This window comes from Microbacterium sp. PAMC21962 (genome assembly GCF_019443465.1).
In the GTDB taxonomy this organism is placed as follows: Bacteria; Actinomycetota; Actinomycetes; order Actinomycetales; family Microbacteriaceae; genus Microbacterium; species Microbacterium hominis.
This window is the reverse complement of the sequence record NZ_CP080381.1, coordinates 3,010,461-3,027,174: the sequence shown is the minus strand read 5'-3', so window position 1 is coordinate 3,027,174 and position 16,714 is coordinate 3,010,461. Positions and strand designations below refer to the sequence as shown.

Here is a 16,714-nt window from a genome sequence, read left to right as displayed (position 1 = left end):
GGCTTAGGGGCGCCCCATCCCGTAGTACGTCCAGCCCGCGGCGCGCCAGGCGGCGGCGTCGAGCCCGTTGCGCCCGTCGACGACCACGCGCCCCGCGGTGAGCGACGACGCGTGCTCCGGCGGCAGCTCGCGGCGGTACTCGTCCCACTCGGTCACGAGGACGAGCGCATCCGCATCGCGGATGGCGTCGTCGCGGTCGTCGACGTAGGTCAGCTGAGGGTGGATGCGCCGCGCGTTCTCGATCGCGGCCGGGTCGGTCACGGTCACGTTCGCACCGAGGCCGTGCAGGCGCACGGCGACGTCGAGTGCGGGCGAGTCGCGGATGTCATCGGAGTGCGGCTTGAACGCCGCGCCGAGCACCGTCACGTTCTTCTCGTAGACCGAGCCGCCGAGACCATCCACGACGAGCTGCACGGCGCGGTCGCGGCGTCGCAGGTTGATCTCGTCGACCTGTCGCAGGAACGCCACCGACTCGCCCCGGCCGAGCTCCTCGGCTCGCGCGGAGAAGGCGCGGATGTCCTTCGGCAGACACCCGCCGCCGAAGCCGATGCCGGCGCCGAGGAAGCGCCGGCCGATGCGGGCGTCGTGGCCGATGGCGTCGGCGAGCTGGGTCACGTCGGCTCCGGTCACCTCGGCGATCTCGGCCATGGCGTTGATGAAGCTGATCTTGGTCGCGAGGAAGGCGTTCGCCGACACCTTGACGAGTTCGGCGGTTGCGTAGTCGGTGACGATGAACGGCGTGCCCTTGGCGACGGACGGGTGGTAGACCTCGCGCAGCACGGATGCCGCGACCTCTCCCTCGTCACCGGCGGGGACGCCCGCGACGAGGCGGTCGGGGTCGACGGTGTCCTGGACGGCATAGCCCTCACGGAGGAACTCCGGGTTCCAGACCAGCGTCGCTCCGGTCGCCGACACCCGCGGCGCGAGGCTCGCGGCCGTTCCGACCGGGACCGTCGACTTGCCCGCGACGATGTCGCCGGGTGCGAGGTAGGGCAGCAGACCGTCGAACGCCGCGTTCACATACGTGAGGTCGGCGGCGTAGCTGTCCTTCTGCTGCGGCGTGCCGACGCCCACGAAGTGCACCTTCGCGCCGGCCGCGTCGGCCATGTCGGTGGTGAACCTGAGGTTGCCCGCCGCGATCCCGGCGGTGAGGATCTCCTGCAGACCCGGCTCGAAGAACGGCGCCTCCCCCTTCGACAGGGCGGCGATCTTGCGCTCGTCGACGTCGATGCCGACGACCTCGTGACCGATGGATGCCATGGCGGCAGCATGCACCGCGCCGAGATAACCACAACCGATGACGGACAGCTTCATAGGAGCTCCTGTTGGGGGGACGGTGCGTGCGAGGAGAAGGAACACGCAAGACTGTTCCTACCAGAGACGCGTATCCGGCATGTAAACGAGGGAGCGCAAAAAGGAACACACGCGCGAGCGGCGATACCGCAACGGGCGCAGCACGCCCGGACTCGCATCGGATGGCGGCTGAGCCCCCAGCGATCGCCGAACCGTCCGCCGAGAGCCGCGCTCATCGACGCGAGTTCCGTGGCGACGCTCGCGCGCTACGGAACTCACTCACGCCCCGATACGGATGCCCGCCTGAATCTGAGCCAGTTCCTCGAGGCGGGAGCGGTTCGCCACCTCGGGGTATCGCTGAGAATAGGGATCCTGCGCACCCCCGAGTCGAGCACGAAAAGCGGATTCTCGCCGCTTCATCCTCTTGACGACGCGGCGCAATTCGTCGGTCACGAATGGGTCGCCGTCGAGAATCGACGCGAGTCTGGACCGCGACTCGCGCCGCTGGTCCCAGTATTTCTTGGCTTGCTCGTAAGTAACCACATTGCCCCCCGGCTCTGGTCGAGAAGATTGTATGCAGATCAGAGCGCCGTCCGCCAGTTCCGCGGCCGTCGAGGGCAAGGCCGTCCTAGCGCTTGTCGCGCGAGAGGAACTGCTCGATGACGCCGGCCTGCGACCGCGCCTGATCGATCCCCACGGTCACCGGGAAGGTCGGCGAGGTTGAGTCGTACGCGAGCAAGCGGCTGTCGGCTCCCCCCATGGCCGCGAAGTACGTGACGTCCATCCCGTACCGGTCGGCGGTGGCGTACGCGCGATCGCCGACCGCATTCCACGCGGCGATGTCATTCGGATCGACCTCTGGAGATCCGGTCCCCGGCCATCCGATCTCGCCGATCGAACATGTCACACCCCAGCGCTCGCACCACTCACCGAAGTCGACGATCGACGTCTGGAAGGCTTCGTACCCCCGCCAATAGTCGTAGCGGACCTGAGTGGTCGCCGTGCCGCGCGGATAGAAATGCTGGGAGTACACGATGCTCTTGTCCACCTCGCCGTGCGCGTCCGTGACCCAGGGCCCCTTGACGGCGTCTCTCGCGAAGGTCCAGTTCCCGACCATCGCCTCGACCCAGATCCGGGACGTATCGCCCTCGTCGCGAATCGCGTCGACGACCGCCTGGGTCGCGGCTCGATAGGTCGCGAAGCTGATCAAGTCGCTGCGGGGCTCGTTGAAGATGTCATAGGCGTAGATCGCCGGATCGTCTTTGAACTCGCGGGAGAGCGTCCTCCAAATGCTCGTCTGGGCGTCGAGCGAGAGATCGCGGCCGCAGATCAGGGAGTTCTCCGATGTGGCGCCCGGTCCCGTGGGGAAGGTGCACCCATTGTGCAGATCGAGGACGACACGCATCCCCGCGCGTTCGATCCGGTCCACCTGCTCGTGGAGCATCGTCAGCGCTTTCGGGTCGACGGGAGCACTCAAAGCGGCGGCCCGGTCAGCCGCCGTGTCCGTCAGAGCCGGCTGAAGGGTGCCCCACGAGATGGCGAGCCTCACGATTGACATTCCGCGCGAGGCGAGGAAGTCGTAGCTCGACTGCGGCTCTCCCCAATCAGACACCGGCGCATCCGAACCGCGGTGCATCAGGAGCGTGTAGACGTTCACGCCGCGCTCGAAAGGGCGCGACGATATGGGAACGCATCCCGGGAGCACCACGGCAGCGCAGGCGAGCACGGCGAGGAGGACTATCGATCGACGTCGGTGGGGCGACGCGGAGCGGTGGGCGCGCGATCCCCGCCGGCCACGACCCTTCCGGTCGTCCGTGGGGCTCATCGGACCAGCCGGCGATACACCTCTGCGTGTCTCCGTCCGATGAGCGGCCATTCGCGCGCAGCCATGTCGACGCTGTCGCCATCGCAGGTGCGCGCAAGGGCGATGGCTCGTTCGAGGTCGCTCGGCGTGAGAGGCGCGGCGAACATCAGCACCCACCGGTCGCCGAACTCGTCGACGAGCTCCCGCGTCGCCTCGCAGTCCGGCATGAGAACGGGACGGTTCGATGAGAGGGCGAGCAACGCCGCACCAGAGTTGTACATCTCGGCATACGGCAGGGCGACGAGTGTCGACGTCGCGAGGAGTTCGGGAACCTGCTCGTCGGGGACGAACTCGAGCCGCAAGTCGACCCGCGGGTCCTCCCCGGCGATCTCGGCGAGCTGGACACCGTAGGACGGCGGCACGGGTTTGCCCGCGACGAGCAGTTCAGCGCCGGCGTCGCGGGCTCCCACGAATGCCTCTACGAGCTGATCGCTGTTCTTGTAGGGACGAAGAAGCCCGAAATGGAGTACACGGGGGATCTCCGGCAGGGGCTGATCGAGGACGAGCCCGTAGGCGTCGCGGTAGTGACCATGGGGAATCTTCTCCCAGTCCACCCCTTCCACGCCGTCCTCGCGACCGAGCAGGAGGATCCGAAACGCCACGCGCGACTCGAACAGCCGAAGAGCGACGCGGGAGAGCCAGGGCAGCCGCTCGTGAGGCGTGCGGTTGTGCACCGTCCAGACGATCGGTCGGCGCCGGACGGCCAGCCACCCGAGCAGCGTGATGAACAGGACGGCGTTCCGGACACCCGTGCCGCCCTTCGTCGGGCCCGCGAGCGAGTGCGGCCAGTGCACGTGAAACATGTCGTAACGCCCGAGGAACGCGTGGCGCCAGGTGAAGTACGAAGGCGAGATCTCATCGAGCGGCAACGATTCGGCGAGCAGGCGAGTGTAGGGATTCCTCGCTCGCGAGGGATCCCCGAACGACATGAGGACCCGAACTCGATCGCGCGCAGCTGTCACGGCAATCAGCCTAGGCAGTCTCTCGCCCAGGAACGTCACGCGACGGCACTTCTTAGCATGAAGGTAACCTCGCCGTGACCGACGCGAATCCGCGGCCATGAGACGATGACGGACGTGAGCTTGTCGAAGGCTGCGGCGCGTGGCGCGATGACCACCCTCGGGGGTCAGTGGATCCGTTTCGTGGTGCAGACCCTGTCCGTCATCGTCTTGGCGCGGCTGCTCACGCCCCAGGACTACGGCCTCGTGGCGATGGCGACCGCGGTGTCCGGGCTTGCGTTGCTGTTGGGCGACTTCGGTCTGTCGCTCGCATCGATTCAGTCCCAGACGATCACCCATCAGCAACGAAGCAACATCTTCTGGATCAATCTGGGCGTGGGCCTCGCGATATCGGGGATCGTCTTCGGACTGGCCTATCCCATGGCAGCGTTCTACGGACAACCGGAGGTCGCGCTCGTCGCCATGGGGATCTCCCCGATGTTCCTCCTGGAGAACTGCGCCTCGCAGTTCCGGGCCGAATGTTCCCGGAACCTGCGGTTCAAGTGGATGGCGGCCGCAGACATCATCAGTCAAACTGCGGGTCTTGCAGCCGCTGTCATCGTCGCGCTGAGCGGCGGCGGGTTCTGGGCGCTCGTCGTGCAGCAGGTCGGCATCTCGCTCGTGCGGCTCATCGTGCTCGTCATCGCTGCACGTTGGGCGCCCACGCTCCCCCGCCGCGCCCAGGGGATGGGCGCGCTCTACACGTTCGGACTGAACACGCTCGGGGTGCAGTTCGTGAACTACCTCAGCTCCAACGTCGACAACATCCTGGTCGGCAAGGTCTACGGGGCGGACGCGCTCGGCATGTACAGCAGGGCGTATCAACTGTTCCGACTGCCCATGCAGCAGGTCGCGGCGCCCATGACCCGCGTCGCGCTTCCGATCCTGTCGAAGATCGAGGATCAGTCGCGGTTCAACGCCTACGTCGAGCGGGCGCAGCTGCTGCTCACGTATGTGCTCGGCGGCGCATTCATGCTTGCGACGGCGTTCGCGCTCCCCATCGTCTCCATCGTGCTGGGCTCGCAGTGGACAGCGAGTGCGCCGATCTTCGCGGTCCTCGCGGCCGGCGGTGTCTTCCAGGGCATCGGGTACGTCTACTACTGGGTGTTCTTGGCCAAGGCGTTGACGGGGCTTCAGCTCCGGTACGCGATCATCAGCCGACTCCTGATGATCGCACTGATGGTCGCCGGACTCCCCTTCGGTCCGATCGGCGTCGCCGCGGGCGCGAGCACCGGCCTGGCTCTCAACTGGATCATCCTGACCATCTTCGCGATCCCGAAGGCGGGCATCGACGCGAAGTCTCTCGCGGCACAGGCGATCGTCCCGATCCTGGTGTATCTGCCCCTCGTCGCTGCCCTGCTGCCCCTGTCCTATCTCTGGAACGACGCCCTCGGAAGCTGGGGACTGCTCGGAGCGCTGTCGGGTATCGCTATCGTCTATCTCGTGGCCGTCTGGCTGACGATCCCGAGAGTGCGCCAAGACCTCAGACTGCTGACCGCCACCGCTCGCCTGATAAGGAACCGATGACCGTTCGCGACGACGTGCCCCCGTGGATCTTCCACTGGAATCCCCGCAAGCCTGTCTTCCCGGGACGGCTCGGCCGGCTGATCCCCCTGCGAAGAAGAGTCAACAACTTCGGAGACCTCCTCGGTCCGCGGATCGTCCGACTCCTGATGCAGCAGCGCGGGGCGGTCGATCTCGGGCTCGAGGCGCCGCGGCGGCTCTTCAGCGTCGGATCGGTGCTCCACTTCGCTGCGGATGACGACATCGTCTGGGGCTCGGGCGTCAACGGGAAGGTATCGCAGAGCAGCCTGGGCTTCGAACGCCTCGATGTGCGCGCAGTGCGAGGACCGCGCACGGCAGCGATCCTGCGAGACAAGGGCATTGCAGTACCGGAGGTGTACGGCGACCCTGCGTTGCTGTTGCGGGACCTCGATCAGGATTTCGCGGGATGGTCGCTGGACAAGCGCCACAAGATCACGATCGTCCCCAACCTCAACGACCTGTCGACGCTGGGCCGGACGGCCGACGTCCTCGATCCTCGGGGACGCGTCGATGACTGCCTCGAACGGATCGCCCGGAGCGAGGTGGTCGTCGCCTCCTCCCTGCACGGCATCATCCTGGGCGAGCTCGCGGGAGCGAAGGTCGTTCCCTTCCGCGCGACGCGGGAGCACATCTTCAAGTACGACGACTACTACGAAGGGACGGGACGCGCACGACCGGAGTTCGCGCCGGATCTCGACTCCGCGTTGGATCTGGCTGCCGGCGCCGCGTCGGTGTCGGATCCCCTCGAGAACTGGGATGCCCGACCGCTGCTCGACGCGTTTCCCTGGGACGCGCTGACGACGGGCCGGGAATGAGCGCCACTGTTCCGCAGCTGCTCACGACGCCGTCCCCGGCGGCCGTCCAGCGCGCCGCGCGTGACACGCGCAACGCCAGGATCATCGGCCTGCTGTTCGGCATCTACGCCGGGACGATCGGGGTCAGGATCAGCGTCGGCGGCGGGCTGGCGTTTCCGACCGCGGTCTTCTTGATCGGCCTGGTCGCGACGCTCCTGTGCTTCGCACCGCAACGGTTGCGTCATCTGCGGATAACGTGGATCGACTTCGCGATCGTGGCCTATTTCCTCGTGCGTGTGTTGACCGAAGCCATCAACGCCGATCGGCTGGACCACTCGCCGGCATATCCGGTGGCCGTGAACGCCGCGTACTACATCACGGCGTACTACTGCGCGCGGCTGACGGTCAGCAATCGGGACGAGCTCCGCGCCTTTCTCGGCGCTTTGGCGCTGCCCTCCATCGCGGTGAGCGCGATCGGCGTGCTCCAAGTGCTCGGCGTGAGCGCCGTCACGAGTTTCGTCGTCAACTTCACGCAGAGCGACGCGGTGATCAACCGGCTCACGGACGGACGGCTCACGCGCGCATCGAGTCTCATCGGCCACTGGTCCGCCCTCGGCGGGTACCTGTGCTGCGCGGCCGCCATCGCGGCCGTGTGCCTGGTTCTCGATCGGGCGGAGGGGCGTCGGGTGTCGCGAACTCAGCTGCTCGTGTTCGCTGCGAGCATGGTGGGGGTGCTCGCCACGTTCACATTCGCCGCGATCCTCGCCGCGCTCGCGATTCTGATCGCGACGATGGCCGTCCTCGGGTACAAGGTGCGCGGCCTGCTCGCGCTCACCCTGCTGTTCGTCGCCGCGAGCGTCGTCTTCGGAGACTCCTTGCAATCGCGCTTCAACCTCCAAGACCTGCCGACGACATATCTTCCGCCGGAGTTCGCCTGGGTCCCCTCCACGCTGGCCGTGCGGATCTACCTGTGGACGACTCAGACCCTCCCCGCCATCAGCATCGAGCCGTGGCTCGGCTGGGGACACAGCGTGTTCGCGGGCGTGGGCACCTGGCCGGTCTACCCGAAGACGATCGTGTGGCCGTTCCCGGAATCCGAGTACATCAAGACGCTGATCACAGGCGGGATCGCAGAGCTGTCCGCACAGGTCCTCGTCTTCATCGGCTGGCTGACCGTCATCCGGCGGGGCGGCGGGAGCATCGATGTGCGCGCGCGCTCAGTCCTCACGGTGACCTTCGCGTCCCTGCTCATCGCGTCTTCCATCAACGCCTACTTCACGAATCAGGGAGTCCCCTCTATCTGGTGGCCTCTGGTGGGGGCGTTGGCCTTCGCCTACACGCCAGGCAGCGCACTCCCGGCATCGCGCCGAACGTCGACAGTGACGAGGACTACATCTTCCGCACGATGACCGGCGTGGCGAACGGTGCGAACTTGAGAAGGAGGAGCGCCACCGCCCGTCGTCGATCGACGCGAACAGTCCGGGTCACGACCGTCGCGACCGAGATCCTCGCTCGGGCCCGCCGACGCGCTTCGCGCGCCTCCTGCGGTGAGTAGCGAGGATTGTACGAGTCCTTGATCGCGGACAAGAGGAAGAAGCGGTGGACGAAATCCTCCACCAGCGGAGGATCGATCCCGACCCGCTGCGTGGCGGTACGGACAGCTCCTTCGACGATGGCAAGGGACTGCGCACGCCGTCGACCGGATTGGATGATCGATCCGGGACGCACGAGGTAGCGGTACTTCACCTGGTCCGTGAAGATGACCGTCGTCGCGGCGGCGAGATACGAGGACGTCATGGTGAGGTCCGAGTGCACCTCCGAGGGGGGAACCTCGATGCTCTCGATGAGCACGCGCGAGAAGAGCTTGTTCCACAGGTGCCCCTTCAGCACGCCGGACAAGAGACGTTCGACGGCTTCGCGACCATCCATGCGAGAGGTCTGGGCAGTGGGATGCACCGGCCGGACGAGTCCCGACGGGTAGACATAGTCGGCGTCGCAGATCACCACGTCGGCTGCCGCCGACTCGGCGAGCCCCACCATCGAGCTGAGCAGCGTGGCGTCCCAATCGTCGTCGATGTCGACGAACCACACGAAGTCGCCGCTCGCGCGAGCCAGCCCCGCCCGACGTGCCCGCGCCACACCTTGATTCACCTCGAGACGCACGAGCACGACGCGAGCATCGTCGCCGACGACACGCTCGATCACACGGAGCGAGTCATCCGACGAGCCATCGTCGACCAGGATGAGCTCACCGTCCACCTCCGCGACTTCCGCGATGAGCTTCGGGAGGGATTCTTCGAGGTATGCGGACGCGTTGAAGATCGCCGCCACCGCGGACACGCGCGGACGAGTAGTCACTGGTTCACCACTTTCGACATCGTGAGGACGGTGGACTCGATCGACGCTCTCGCGCGACCCAGACTCTCGCGCAAGGCATTCTGCCGCGGCTCGATGTCCGCCGCCGCCCCGATGAGATCATCCGGGGTGACCAGGTCGCGGTCGAATGCTCCGACATCGAGACCGGCCGAGTCGAGCGTGCGCCACGCCTTCTCGCGACGGTTCGAGACCAGCGCGACCGGCAGCGCCCCCTCGGTCACGCCGATGGCGAGCGCGTGCAGTCGATCGCTGAGAACGATCCGAGAGGCTCGATAGACAAGACGGATCCGCTGCTCTTGGCGCATCATGTCGTCGTCATCCCAACGGACGTGCTCGCCGCCGACGAGCGCTGCGAGCTTGCGCGCCATCTGTTCGTCGCGCCGGATCTGGGCGACCACCAGAACTCGCAGATCGAGCTGCCGCGCCGCCTGACGGATGGCGTTGACGAGACCGGGGCTCGGCGCTGCGCCGTCATAGCGCAGGGAGACGGCAAGGACGTCACGGATGCCGGAGCCCTCACCCTCTTCGGGATCGCCCAGCCGCAACGCCCAGTCGGGGGCGACGCCTCCTACACCGATGTACTGGGCGCTCCACTGATCACGCCATTGCACGATGTGCATCAGTCGAAGTACGCACGCGACCACGATGCGCCCACGGCCGGGCGCCCGGATGCCCACTCCCACGTGCACGTTCGTGCCGCCGCGGAGGCGGTTCAGAAGGAGAATCGGAGCGAGCCGCCCGTAGCGAAGGGCATGGCGCCCGGCCGCGCCCGACTCGCCGGCGTTGTGAGCGTAGAGCATCCCTCCCATCGCCCCCGCCAGAAGTGCTCTGCGCCACTCCGCGCGGTCTCGAACGAGGATGTCGTCGTCACGCACGCCCAGTCCGGAGATGTACCCGGCCGATTGACCCCCGACGAAGACCGTGAGCGGGCCGAAGCCGCGGAGGACATCGAAGAACGCTCGGCGGAGGGCTGTGTCTCCAAGATTGTCACGTTGCCCCAGAGCGGAGACGAGGACCCTCATCCGGAGACGTAACGCCTCGTTCGATCGAGCAGAGCCTCGAGGAGCGAGACACTGTTCTCGGGCGAGAACCGGTGCAGCCACCTGCTCGTGTCCGTCATCGTCAGTGCCGACGCGCGCTGCACGGCGTCCGCGATGTCCGAGGGCCGATCCGAGACGGCGAGCTCACCCGTGATGCCGGGGACGATGGCGTCCGCGACACCGAGCGCTGCGGAGAGGGCGACCGACGGGAACCCCGCCGCCGCCGCTTCGACCAGGACGTTTCCGAATCCTTCACGATCCGAGGGGAGCAGCACGACGGCATCGGCGGGGAACTGCGTGAACCAGTCCTCGACCCATCCCTTGAACTCGATGTCCACGCCGGCTCGCCGCGCCGCGAGCTCGACGCTCGCCTTCAACGGCCCGTCGCCGAAACTCACCACCCTGACCGACACGCCGCGGCGCGCGAGTTCGGCGGCGGTCGCGACGGCGAGTTCCGGTCGCTTCTGCGAAACCAGTCGCGAGGGCAGCACGATGGAGATCGTGTCGCTCGGCTGACGCGTGCCGTCCGCAGCCGCGGCTCGGCTCGTCTTGGCCGTCGCCGGGTTGGGGATGACGGTGCAGCGCTCACTGAGCACACCGAATCCCGCCACGAGTTCGGCGGCGACCGGATGCGAGATCGCGACGACGTGATCTGCCCAGGGATAGACCAGCTTCGCGATGCGGATCTTCACCCGGTGGGACAGCGACGCGGACCTCAGCCCCAGAGAGACGAGGTTCCTCTCCGAGATGAGCACCGCCGGGCGGTCCTGCCGAGATATCAGGCGTGAGGCGATGAGTGCGAGGAGATTCGGATGCGCCTGCAGCGCCAGCACGACATCCGGCTTCTCCCGCTGCATGGCCTTGGCGATCGCCCGGACCTTCGCGACCTGCCCTCCGCGCCCCTTGAGCGAATGGAACTCGACACCCGCCGGAGCGTACGCGGGGTCGACGTCTCCTGCGGTGAGAACCGTCACGACGTGATGGCCGCGCTCGACCAGCGCCCCCATCCATGTGCGCGCCACGAACTCTGCGCCGCCTCCGCGCAGCGCCGGCACGACGAACATGATCCTCATCGAGCGATCTCCTCTACTGCTGCGCGATCGCTGCCGTAACGCGCATCCCGCGCCTCGGTCCATGCCCGCTCGAGGACGGGCGCCACGGCCTTCATCGAGTAGTTCTCCTCGAAGCGCTGCAGCCCGCGCGACGCGACGTCACGGCGCTTGGCGGCATCGTCCATGAGGGTGCCCAGTGCGGCGGCGAGCTCATCGACGTCTCCCGGGGGCACGATGAGCCCCGCACCCTCATCGAGGAGCTTCTCGATGCCGCCGACGCTCGTCGCCACCACCGCACAGCCGTTGGCCATGGCTTCGATGAGGAACATCGGCATCGCTTCATCGAACGACGGCAGGACGGCGATCTCGGCGCCGGCCAGATCCGCCATCAGCTCATCATGCGGCTGGGAACCCGTGAACTCGGCGTTCGGGATGGAGAGCCCGGCGAAACTCGAATCCACGATCGGCCCCACGATGCGCAGGTTCCAGTCCGGACGCGTTGCAGACACTCGCGACCACGCCTCCAGCAGCGGGCCGACACCCTTCCTTCGCGACACCGCACCGCCGAACACGACGGTGGGTCGCTTTGCCGAGGATGCGGCCTCCTGAACGGCATTCGGGATCAGCTTCACGTCGCTGTCGGGGAGGAGGTGCGAGACGGCGTCCGCCGTCTCCTCGGAGAGGACGACCACGGTGTCCGCGGCGGCCAGCACTCGTCTCACGAGCTTCGGCCGCTCCGTGGCGAAGGACACGAACTCGCTGCCGTGCAGATGAGCGACGGTCGCAAAACCACGGATGTCGGCGAGCCGGAGCAGCATCCCCTCCCGCCAGAAGGATCCCCCCTGGGACAGATGCACGACGATGACGTCGCGACGGTCCCTCCTCTTGGTGAGTATCTTGGCGGCGGCCGAGAGGAAGAGCCAGGTGCCGCGCAGACCGCGCGTCCCGTCCCGCGAGACGATGACGTGGGATGTGCTCTGATCGAACGACCAGTTCAGATAGGAGTTGACGACCTGCGTCATGCCGCCCGCCACCTCGCCCGACCGTCCCACGTGCCAGACCCGCTGCGGAGAGTCGCCGTCGCCGTCGAACAGCGTGGCGATCTCGGCGCGGACCTCGGCCAGTTCCGCGCGCGCGGCTCGCGCCGCTGCCTGAGTCTCCTCGACGCGTTCGATCGCGGCGGCCAGGTGGTCCTGCAGAAGCTGAGCATCGGCGCCGGCCGCGGAGACGGAGACGCCGTCGATGCCGGCCGCCCTGAAATGGCGATCGATCTTGTCCGACCCGTCCGTGAGCAGCGCCGCCGGGGCCACGCCCTCCGTTGTGGCCGCGATCAGCACGTGAAGGCGATCGCTCACGGCGAGGAGCGATTCCCGGTAGAGGTCGCGCAGAGCCTCCTCGTGCTCGAGGGGACGGGAACCGTCCCAATCGTGCAACGCACCTTCCAAGCGCTGGGCGAGCACCGCGGACCGTTCGCGGTCGCGCAACACCTGCACGACGCACACGATGGCGAGGTCGTGTTCGTCCGCCGTCCGCCGGACGGCGTCGAACCATGCGTCCGAGGGCAGATCGCGATCGCTTCGCATCGACACGACCATCTTCGACCGCGTGGGGCGCTCCGCGGTCGCCGCGGCGGGCAGCCGCTCCGCCTGACCGAACGCCAGATCCGGCATGAGGCGACCGCGGAAGTACTCCGCGGTTCGCGTGTCGCGCCACAGTGTCACGTGCGAGAGGCCGATCGATGGCTTCATCAGCATGCGGGGCAGGGGGGCGAAGTCTCGACTTCCCGCACCGACCCTCGCGACGGGACCCCGTCTCAACCGCACCAGAGCCACCGCCGGCAGCATCCCGAGATGCTCCTTCATGCCTTTCAGCGTCAGCTGGATCTCGCCCGGCTTGAAGACGTAGGCGGCATCGCCTCGCGCAGCGCTTCGCAGCAGCGCCCGGTACCACGCCGTGAAGCTGTAGTAGATCGTGGAATCCGGGCCCGCATCCAACGCGTCCGCGTAGCCCTCCGGAGCCGCACCGACATAGACGTGGAGCTTTCCGAACGGACGCAGCCACTCGATCAGCTCGCGCCGGAGGATGATGTCACCGATGTTGTCGTGCTGCCCGACACCGGGGACGAAGATGTGACGTGCAGAACTCACGGTGTGGCTTCTCCGGGGGAGATGGGACGGACGCGCTTGCTGCTCGCTTCGACCAGCAGGTCGGCGGTCATCTCGTAGGGGTCGACAGCGGTGGCGATGCCCAACTCATTGACCAGCTCCGCGATCTGGGCTTGGTGATCATCGACGTGCTCGCCTCTCTGGCTCTTCCGCACGGCGAGAACGGGATGAACACCGAGCTCCAGCAGCTCGAGGAGCGACCCGACGCCGGCGTGGCTGATCACGACATCAGCGTTACGCGCGTACTCCGAGAACTCATCCGCCCGGATGTGCTCGAACACGTGCCCGGGGAGATCCGTCCGGCCGGTCGTCTCACCGACCTGCCAGATCGTGCGGTCATCCGCCAAGCCCGTCGCGAGCACGGCGTCGATGGCCGAATCGAACCGGTACTTCTTGATGGTGCCCAGCGTGACGAACAGACGCGGCCGATCGACCGGCTGTCCCACCTCGGTCGTGAACTCCGCGAGCACGCTGCGGTGAGGCTTCCACCGTCCTGACGCCCACTGCGGGTGCTGCGTGAAGGTCTCGAATCGGCGCATCGCCGCGAGCATCCGTCCGGACAGCGACGGGCCGGAGACGCGTGAGACGCTCTCGATGTACGTGCAGGGGATGCCGAAGCGTCGCGCGAGCGGCAGCGCCGACACCGCCAGCGCCGCTCCCGTGCTGTACGCCGCGTCGAAGTCGTTCTCGTTCCTCAGATGTTCGGCGATCAGACGCCGCGCCCGGAGAGCGCCCTTCCAGTCACGAGGTTCGACGTAGGGCACGTAGAAGACCCGCTTGTCGGCGAGCAGCGACTTGCTCTGAGCGGTGTCGAAGGTGATCCACAGCGAGTCCTCGCTCGCGCCCAGCGATTCGGCGAATCGGGACAGTTGCGCGAGATGGCCTCCCGTCGATGCGACGAGGAGGAGCTTGCGGGCACCCACGGAGCTGAGGGTCGGCTGGGTCTGGGGGGAACTCATGACCATGCCCTTTCGGTTCGTTGACTAGGACGCGGAGTCGCCCGGCGCGACGGCCGCGCGGGCGGTCTTCGCGAGAATGGCGAGGTCGCCGACGAGCGACCAGTTCTCGACGTAGGAGAGATCGAGCCGCACGGTGTCCTCCCACGACAGCGTCGACCGGCCGCTGACCTGCCACAGGCCGGTGACGCCCGGCTTGACGAGGAACCGCCGATGGACATGCGTGGCGTACTGCGCGACTTCGCTGGGAAGGGGAGGGCGAGGACCGACGAGTGACATCGATCCGCCGATGACGTTGAAGAGCTGAGGAAGCTCGTCGAGGCTGAACTTCCGCATGATCCTGCCGATCGGAGTCACACGCGGATCGTTCTTCATCTTGAACATGACCTCGTTGCCCGAGTCCACGCCCTGCTCTCGACGCTCGCGCCAGAGCTGTTCGAGCATGTCCTCTGCATTGGTGACCATGGAGCGGAACTTCAGCATCGTGAACTCGGTGCCACCGCGGCCGACGCGGACCTGCCGGAACAAGACGGGCCCCTCCGAGGAGAGCCGCACGCTCATCGCCAGGAATGCCAGGAGCGGACTGAGCACGAGGACGCCGACGGCGCTCGCGACGATGTCCACCGCACGCTTCAAGAACAGCTGCCCCTTGCTGAAGCGGGGTGTCTCCACGTGGATCAGCGGCAGCCCGGCCACCGGACGGGTGTGGAGACGTGGTCCCGCGATGTCCACGATGCTGGGGGCGAGAACGAGGTGCTGGCGTCCGGCTTGAAGGTTCCACGAGATCTGCTTGACCTTGTCGGGGGGAAGCTCGTCCGTGCTCGTGACGGCGACGGTGTCAGCCGCCGTGCGTTCCATCGCCCGCTCGATCGCGTCGACGCTGCCCATCATCGGGATCGCGGTTCCGGGGACGAAGTCCGCGACCTTCCCGGTCGGCGTGCAGGCGCCGACGACGTGGTAACCGGCGCTCGGCGTCCGCAGGAGTTCGCGGGCGATCTGCGCGACGGACTCTTCGGATCCGACGAGAAGGACGCGCGCCGAGTAGGCACCGGTACGCCGCTTCATGATGAGCCACTGGCGCCACAGCCAGCGCGTCCACAGAAGCACGAAGACCCCGAACGGCAGGCTCAGCAGGAGGAACCCGCGCGCGATGTCGATGCGCGTCAGGAAGGCGATGATCGCGATCGCGCCGAACAGCCGCAGACTCGCATCGACGATGCGGAGGTATTCGGTCGAGCCCGAGCCCAACACCCGGATGCTGCGCGAATCGTTCCACGACAGCGCGCCCATCCAGAGGAGGACGAGCAGGATCGAGAACACCCAATAGGAGACGTCGGTGATGCGCGCATCGTCACGAATGGCGACTTGGGCGTTGCCGAAGCCGAACCACGCGATCTGGGTACCGAAGACGACCCACATCAGGACGAGGAAGTCGCTGAGGACGAGCCGACGTTGAAAACGCCGACGCCAGTCGTCGAGTGGAGCAGGAGCAGGGGGCATGGGGATGGCGGCCTGAACCGACGGTGCCACGCGATCCGGGGCGCTTGCCGCGCCCTGAGCGGTGGGTCCTGTCGAGTCGTGAGGCGACTCCGGCGTCGCATCGACCTGAAAGCCGGTCGACACTTCGGCGTCCTCCTTCTGTTCCTCTGGTCCTGGGCCCCCCGGCTCTCGGGAGATTATCAGCCGAATGTGTCAGGCGTGTGACGCCTGCCAGCTCGGTTACTCCCGGTGACACCTGAGCGTAGGGGCCAAGGGAGGCCGGCTCATCATCCTTTTGGTGAAAACTTGGTGACTCAGGTGACTCAGATGAGAGCGGTACCGACGACGACGAGGGCGAGGTACGTCACGTTGTAGACGACGTGGGTGAGCACCGCACCCCAGATACGGCCCGTCAGGAGCACGACGAGCGCGCACGTGGCACCGACGGCGAAGAGTTGGATGCCGTCGCTCAGCGTCAAGACGCCGGCGGTCGCATGCAGCAGCACGAAACCGCCCGCCGACACCAGCAGCGCCGTCATTCCGGCGGCGACACCACCCACGCCGCGTCGCAGCAGCTGGTAGACCGCCACGAGCACGACCGTCCGGAAGAAGAACTCCTCCACCACGGGCGCGATCACCCCCGCGGGGAGGGCGTCGGTGAGCCACCATCCGGACGGCAGGGATCCGTCGAGGCTCACGGCGGAGGGGAAGGACGCGGCATCCGCGCCGCTCACCCATCCCTGCATCATGCGCAGTGCGATCCCCAGCCCGAGGCCCCACAGCAGATCGGTCGGCCGGAAGCGCAGGAGCCCGGCAGGCCGGCCGCGCAGGAAGGCGAAGGCGATCGCAGCACCGAGTCCCGCCCACAGCACGACGGTCGACGCGAGCGGTGCCCACGGCGCCGCGATGCGACTGACCGCCCCTCCCCCGACCACCCCGATCCCGACGCCGATCAGCGCCGCCGACAGCACCGTCAGGTCCCACCGCCGCACGGCACGGCCGCCCTCGCGCCAGTCGGTGCGCTTGCGGCGCCGGCGCGGCCGATGGGCGGCATCCGGGGTCGACACGGGCGTGGCCCGTTCCGACTCGCTGCGCTCGCTCGACGACCGGGACGCGCCGGCGGGAGCGGGATGTTCCGGCGCGCCGGACTCC

General features: G+C 67.3%; 13 protein-coding genes. 3 read left to right on the top strand and 10 right to left on the bottom strand.

All coding sequences use genetic code 11. The features are described 5' to 3' along the window. Positions 1-3 precede the first annotated feature (3 nt). From KY498_RS14245 to KY498_RS14235, 3 genes are all read right to left on the bottom strand, one after another. Entirely contained in the window at positions 4-1,314 is a 1,311-nt protein-coding gene (locus KY498_RS14245) for a UDP-glucose/GDP-mannose dehydrogenase family protein (RefSeq protein WP_191009051.1), read from the bottom strand. Positions 1,315-1,921: 607 nt separating this feature from the next. Next, positions 1,922-2,950 (bottom strand): glycoside hydrolase family 5 protein, encoded by a 1,029-nt coding sequence (locus tag KY498_RS14240; protein ID WP_191009052.1) that lies wholly within the window; start codon positions 2,948-2,950, stop codon positions 1,922-1,924. Positions 2,951-3,114: 164 nt separating this feature from the next. Continuing rightward, positions 3,115-4,119, bottom strand: coding sequence for a glycosyltransferase (locus KY498_RS14235; RefSeq protein ID WP_219879415.1), 1,005 nt, complete (start codon positions 4,117-4,119; stop codon positions 3,115-3,117). A gap of 114 nt (positions 4,120-4,233) precedes the next feature. Between KY498_RS14235 and KY498_RS14230 the strand changes: the two genes are divergently transcribed. The 3 genes from KY498_RS14230 to KY498_RS14220 are packed head-to-tail and all read left to right on the top strand — an operon-like array spanning position 4,234 to position 7,903. Continuing rightward, complete coding sequence (locus tag KY498_RS14230) at positions 4,234-5,682, top strand: lipopolysaccharide biosynthesis protein (RefSeq protein ID WP_191009054.1); 1,449 nt, start codon at positions 4,234-4,236, stop codon at positions 5,680-5,682. Next, on the top strand, positions 5,679-6,515 hold the full coding sequence (locus KY498_RS14225) for a polysaccharide pyruvyl transferase family protein (protein ID WP_060960292.1): 837 nt from the start codon (positions 5,679-5,681) through the stop codon (positions 6,513-6,515). The genes KY498_RS14230 and KY498_RS14225 overlap by 4 nt, the downstream gene beginning before the upstream one ends. Continuing rightward, entirely contained in the window at positions 6,512-7,903 is a 1,392-nt protein-coding gene (locus tag KY498_RS14220) for an O-antigen ligase family protein (protein ID WP_191009055.1), read from the top strand. The genes KY498_RS14225 and KY498_RS14220 overlap by 4 nt, the downstream gene beginning before the upstream one ends. Here the strand turns inward: KY498_RS14220 and KY498_RS14215 are convergent. The 7 genes from KY498_RS14215 to KY498_RS14185 form a co-directional block, all read right to left on the bottom strand. Continuing rightward, positions 7,884-8,852: a glycosyltransferase gene (locus KY498_RS14215; RefSeq protein ID WP_191009056.1), complete on the bottom strand. Its 969-nt coding sequence runs from the start codon at positions 8,850-8,852 to the stop codon at positions 7,884-7,886. The genes KY498_RS14220 and KY498_RS14215 overlap by 20 nt on opposite strands. Further along, the gene (locus tag KY498_RS14210) at positions 8,849-9,892 is read right to left on the bottom strand and encodes a hypothetical protein (RefSeq protein ID WP_060960289.1); all 1,044 of its coding nucleotides are present in this window, start codon (positions 9,890-9,892) and stop codon (positions 8,849-8,851) included. The genes KY498_RS14215 and KY498_RS14210 overlap by 4 nt, the downstream gene beginning before the upstream one ends. Then, positions 9,889-10,983: a glycosyltransferase gene (locus KY498_RS14205; protein WP_191009057.1), complete on the bottom strand. Its 1,095-nt coding sequence runs from the start codon at positions 10,981-10,983 to the stop codon at positions 9,889-9,891. The genes KY498_RS14210 and KY498_RS14205 overlap by 4 nt, the downstream gene beginning before the upstream one ends. Further along, positions 10,980-13,109, bottom strand: coding sequence for a glycosyltransferase (locus KY498_RS14200; RefSeq protein ID WP_191009058.1), 2,130 nt, complete (start codon positions 13,107-13,109; stop codon positions 10,980-10,982). Before KY498_RS14200 ends, KY498_RS14205 begins: the two co-directional genes overlap by 4 nt. After that, positions 13,106-14,086 (bottom strand): glycosyltransferase, encoded by a 981-nt coding sequence (locus KY498_RS14195; RefSeq protein ID WP_191009059.1) that lies wholly within the window; start codon positions 14,084-14,086, stop codon positions 13,106-13,108. The genes KY498_RS14200 and KY498_RS14195 overlap by 4 nt, the downstream gene beginning before the upstream one ends. Positions 14,087-14,110: 24 nt before the next feature. After that, the gene (locus tag KY498_RS14190; protein ID WP_191009060.1) at positions 14,111-15,583 is read right to left on the bottom strand and encodes a sugar transferase; all 1,473 of its coding nucleotides are present in this window, start codon (positions 15,581-15,583) and stop codon (positions 14,111-14,113) included. 302 nt (positions 15,584-15,885) lie between these two features. After that, positions 15,886-16,629, bottom strand: coding sequence for a CPBP family intramembrane glutamic endopeptidase (locus KY498_RS14185; RefSeq protein WP_061781874.1), 744 nt, complete (start codon positions 16,627-16,629; stop codon positions 15,886-15,888). Positions 16,630-16,714: the final 85 nt, after the last annotated feature.

Bases quoted from the DNA above. Each gene is read 5' to 3' on its own strand.
- KY498_RS14220 (WP_191009055.1), top strand. From the start codon at position 6,512: ATGAGCGCCACTGTTCCGCAGCTGCTCACGACGCCGTCCCCGGCGGCC.
- KY498_RS14210 (WP_060960289.1), bottom strand. From the start codon at position 9,892: ATGAGGGTCCTCGTCTCCGCTCTGGGGCAACGTGACAATCTTGGAGAC.
- KY498_RS14225 (WP_060960292.1), top strand. From the start codon at position 5,679: ATGACCGTTCGCGACGACGTGCCCCCGTGGATCTTCCACTGGAATCCC.
- KY498_RS14205 (WP_191009057.1), bottom strand. From the start codon at position 10,983: ATGAGGATCATGTTCGTCGTGCCGGCGCTGCGCGGAGGCGGCGCAGAG.
- KY498_RS14195 (WP_191009059.1), bottom strand. From the start codon at position 14,086: ATGAGTTCCCCCCAGACCCAGCCGACCCTCAGCTCCGTGGGTGCCCGC.
- KY498_RS14245 (WP_191009051.1), bottom strand. From the start codon at position 1,314: ATGAAGCTGTCCGTCATCGGTTGTGGTTATCTCGGCGCGGTGCATGCT.
- KY498_RS14190 (WP_191009060.1), bottom strand. From the start codon at position 15,583: ATGCCCCCTGCTCCTGCTCCACTCGACGACTGGCGTCGGCGTTTTCAA.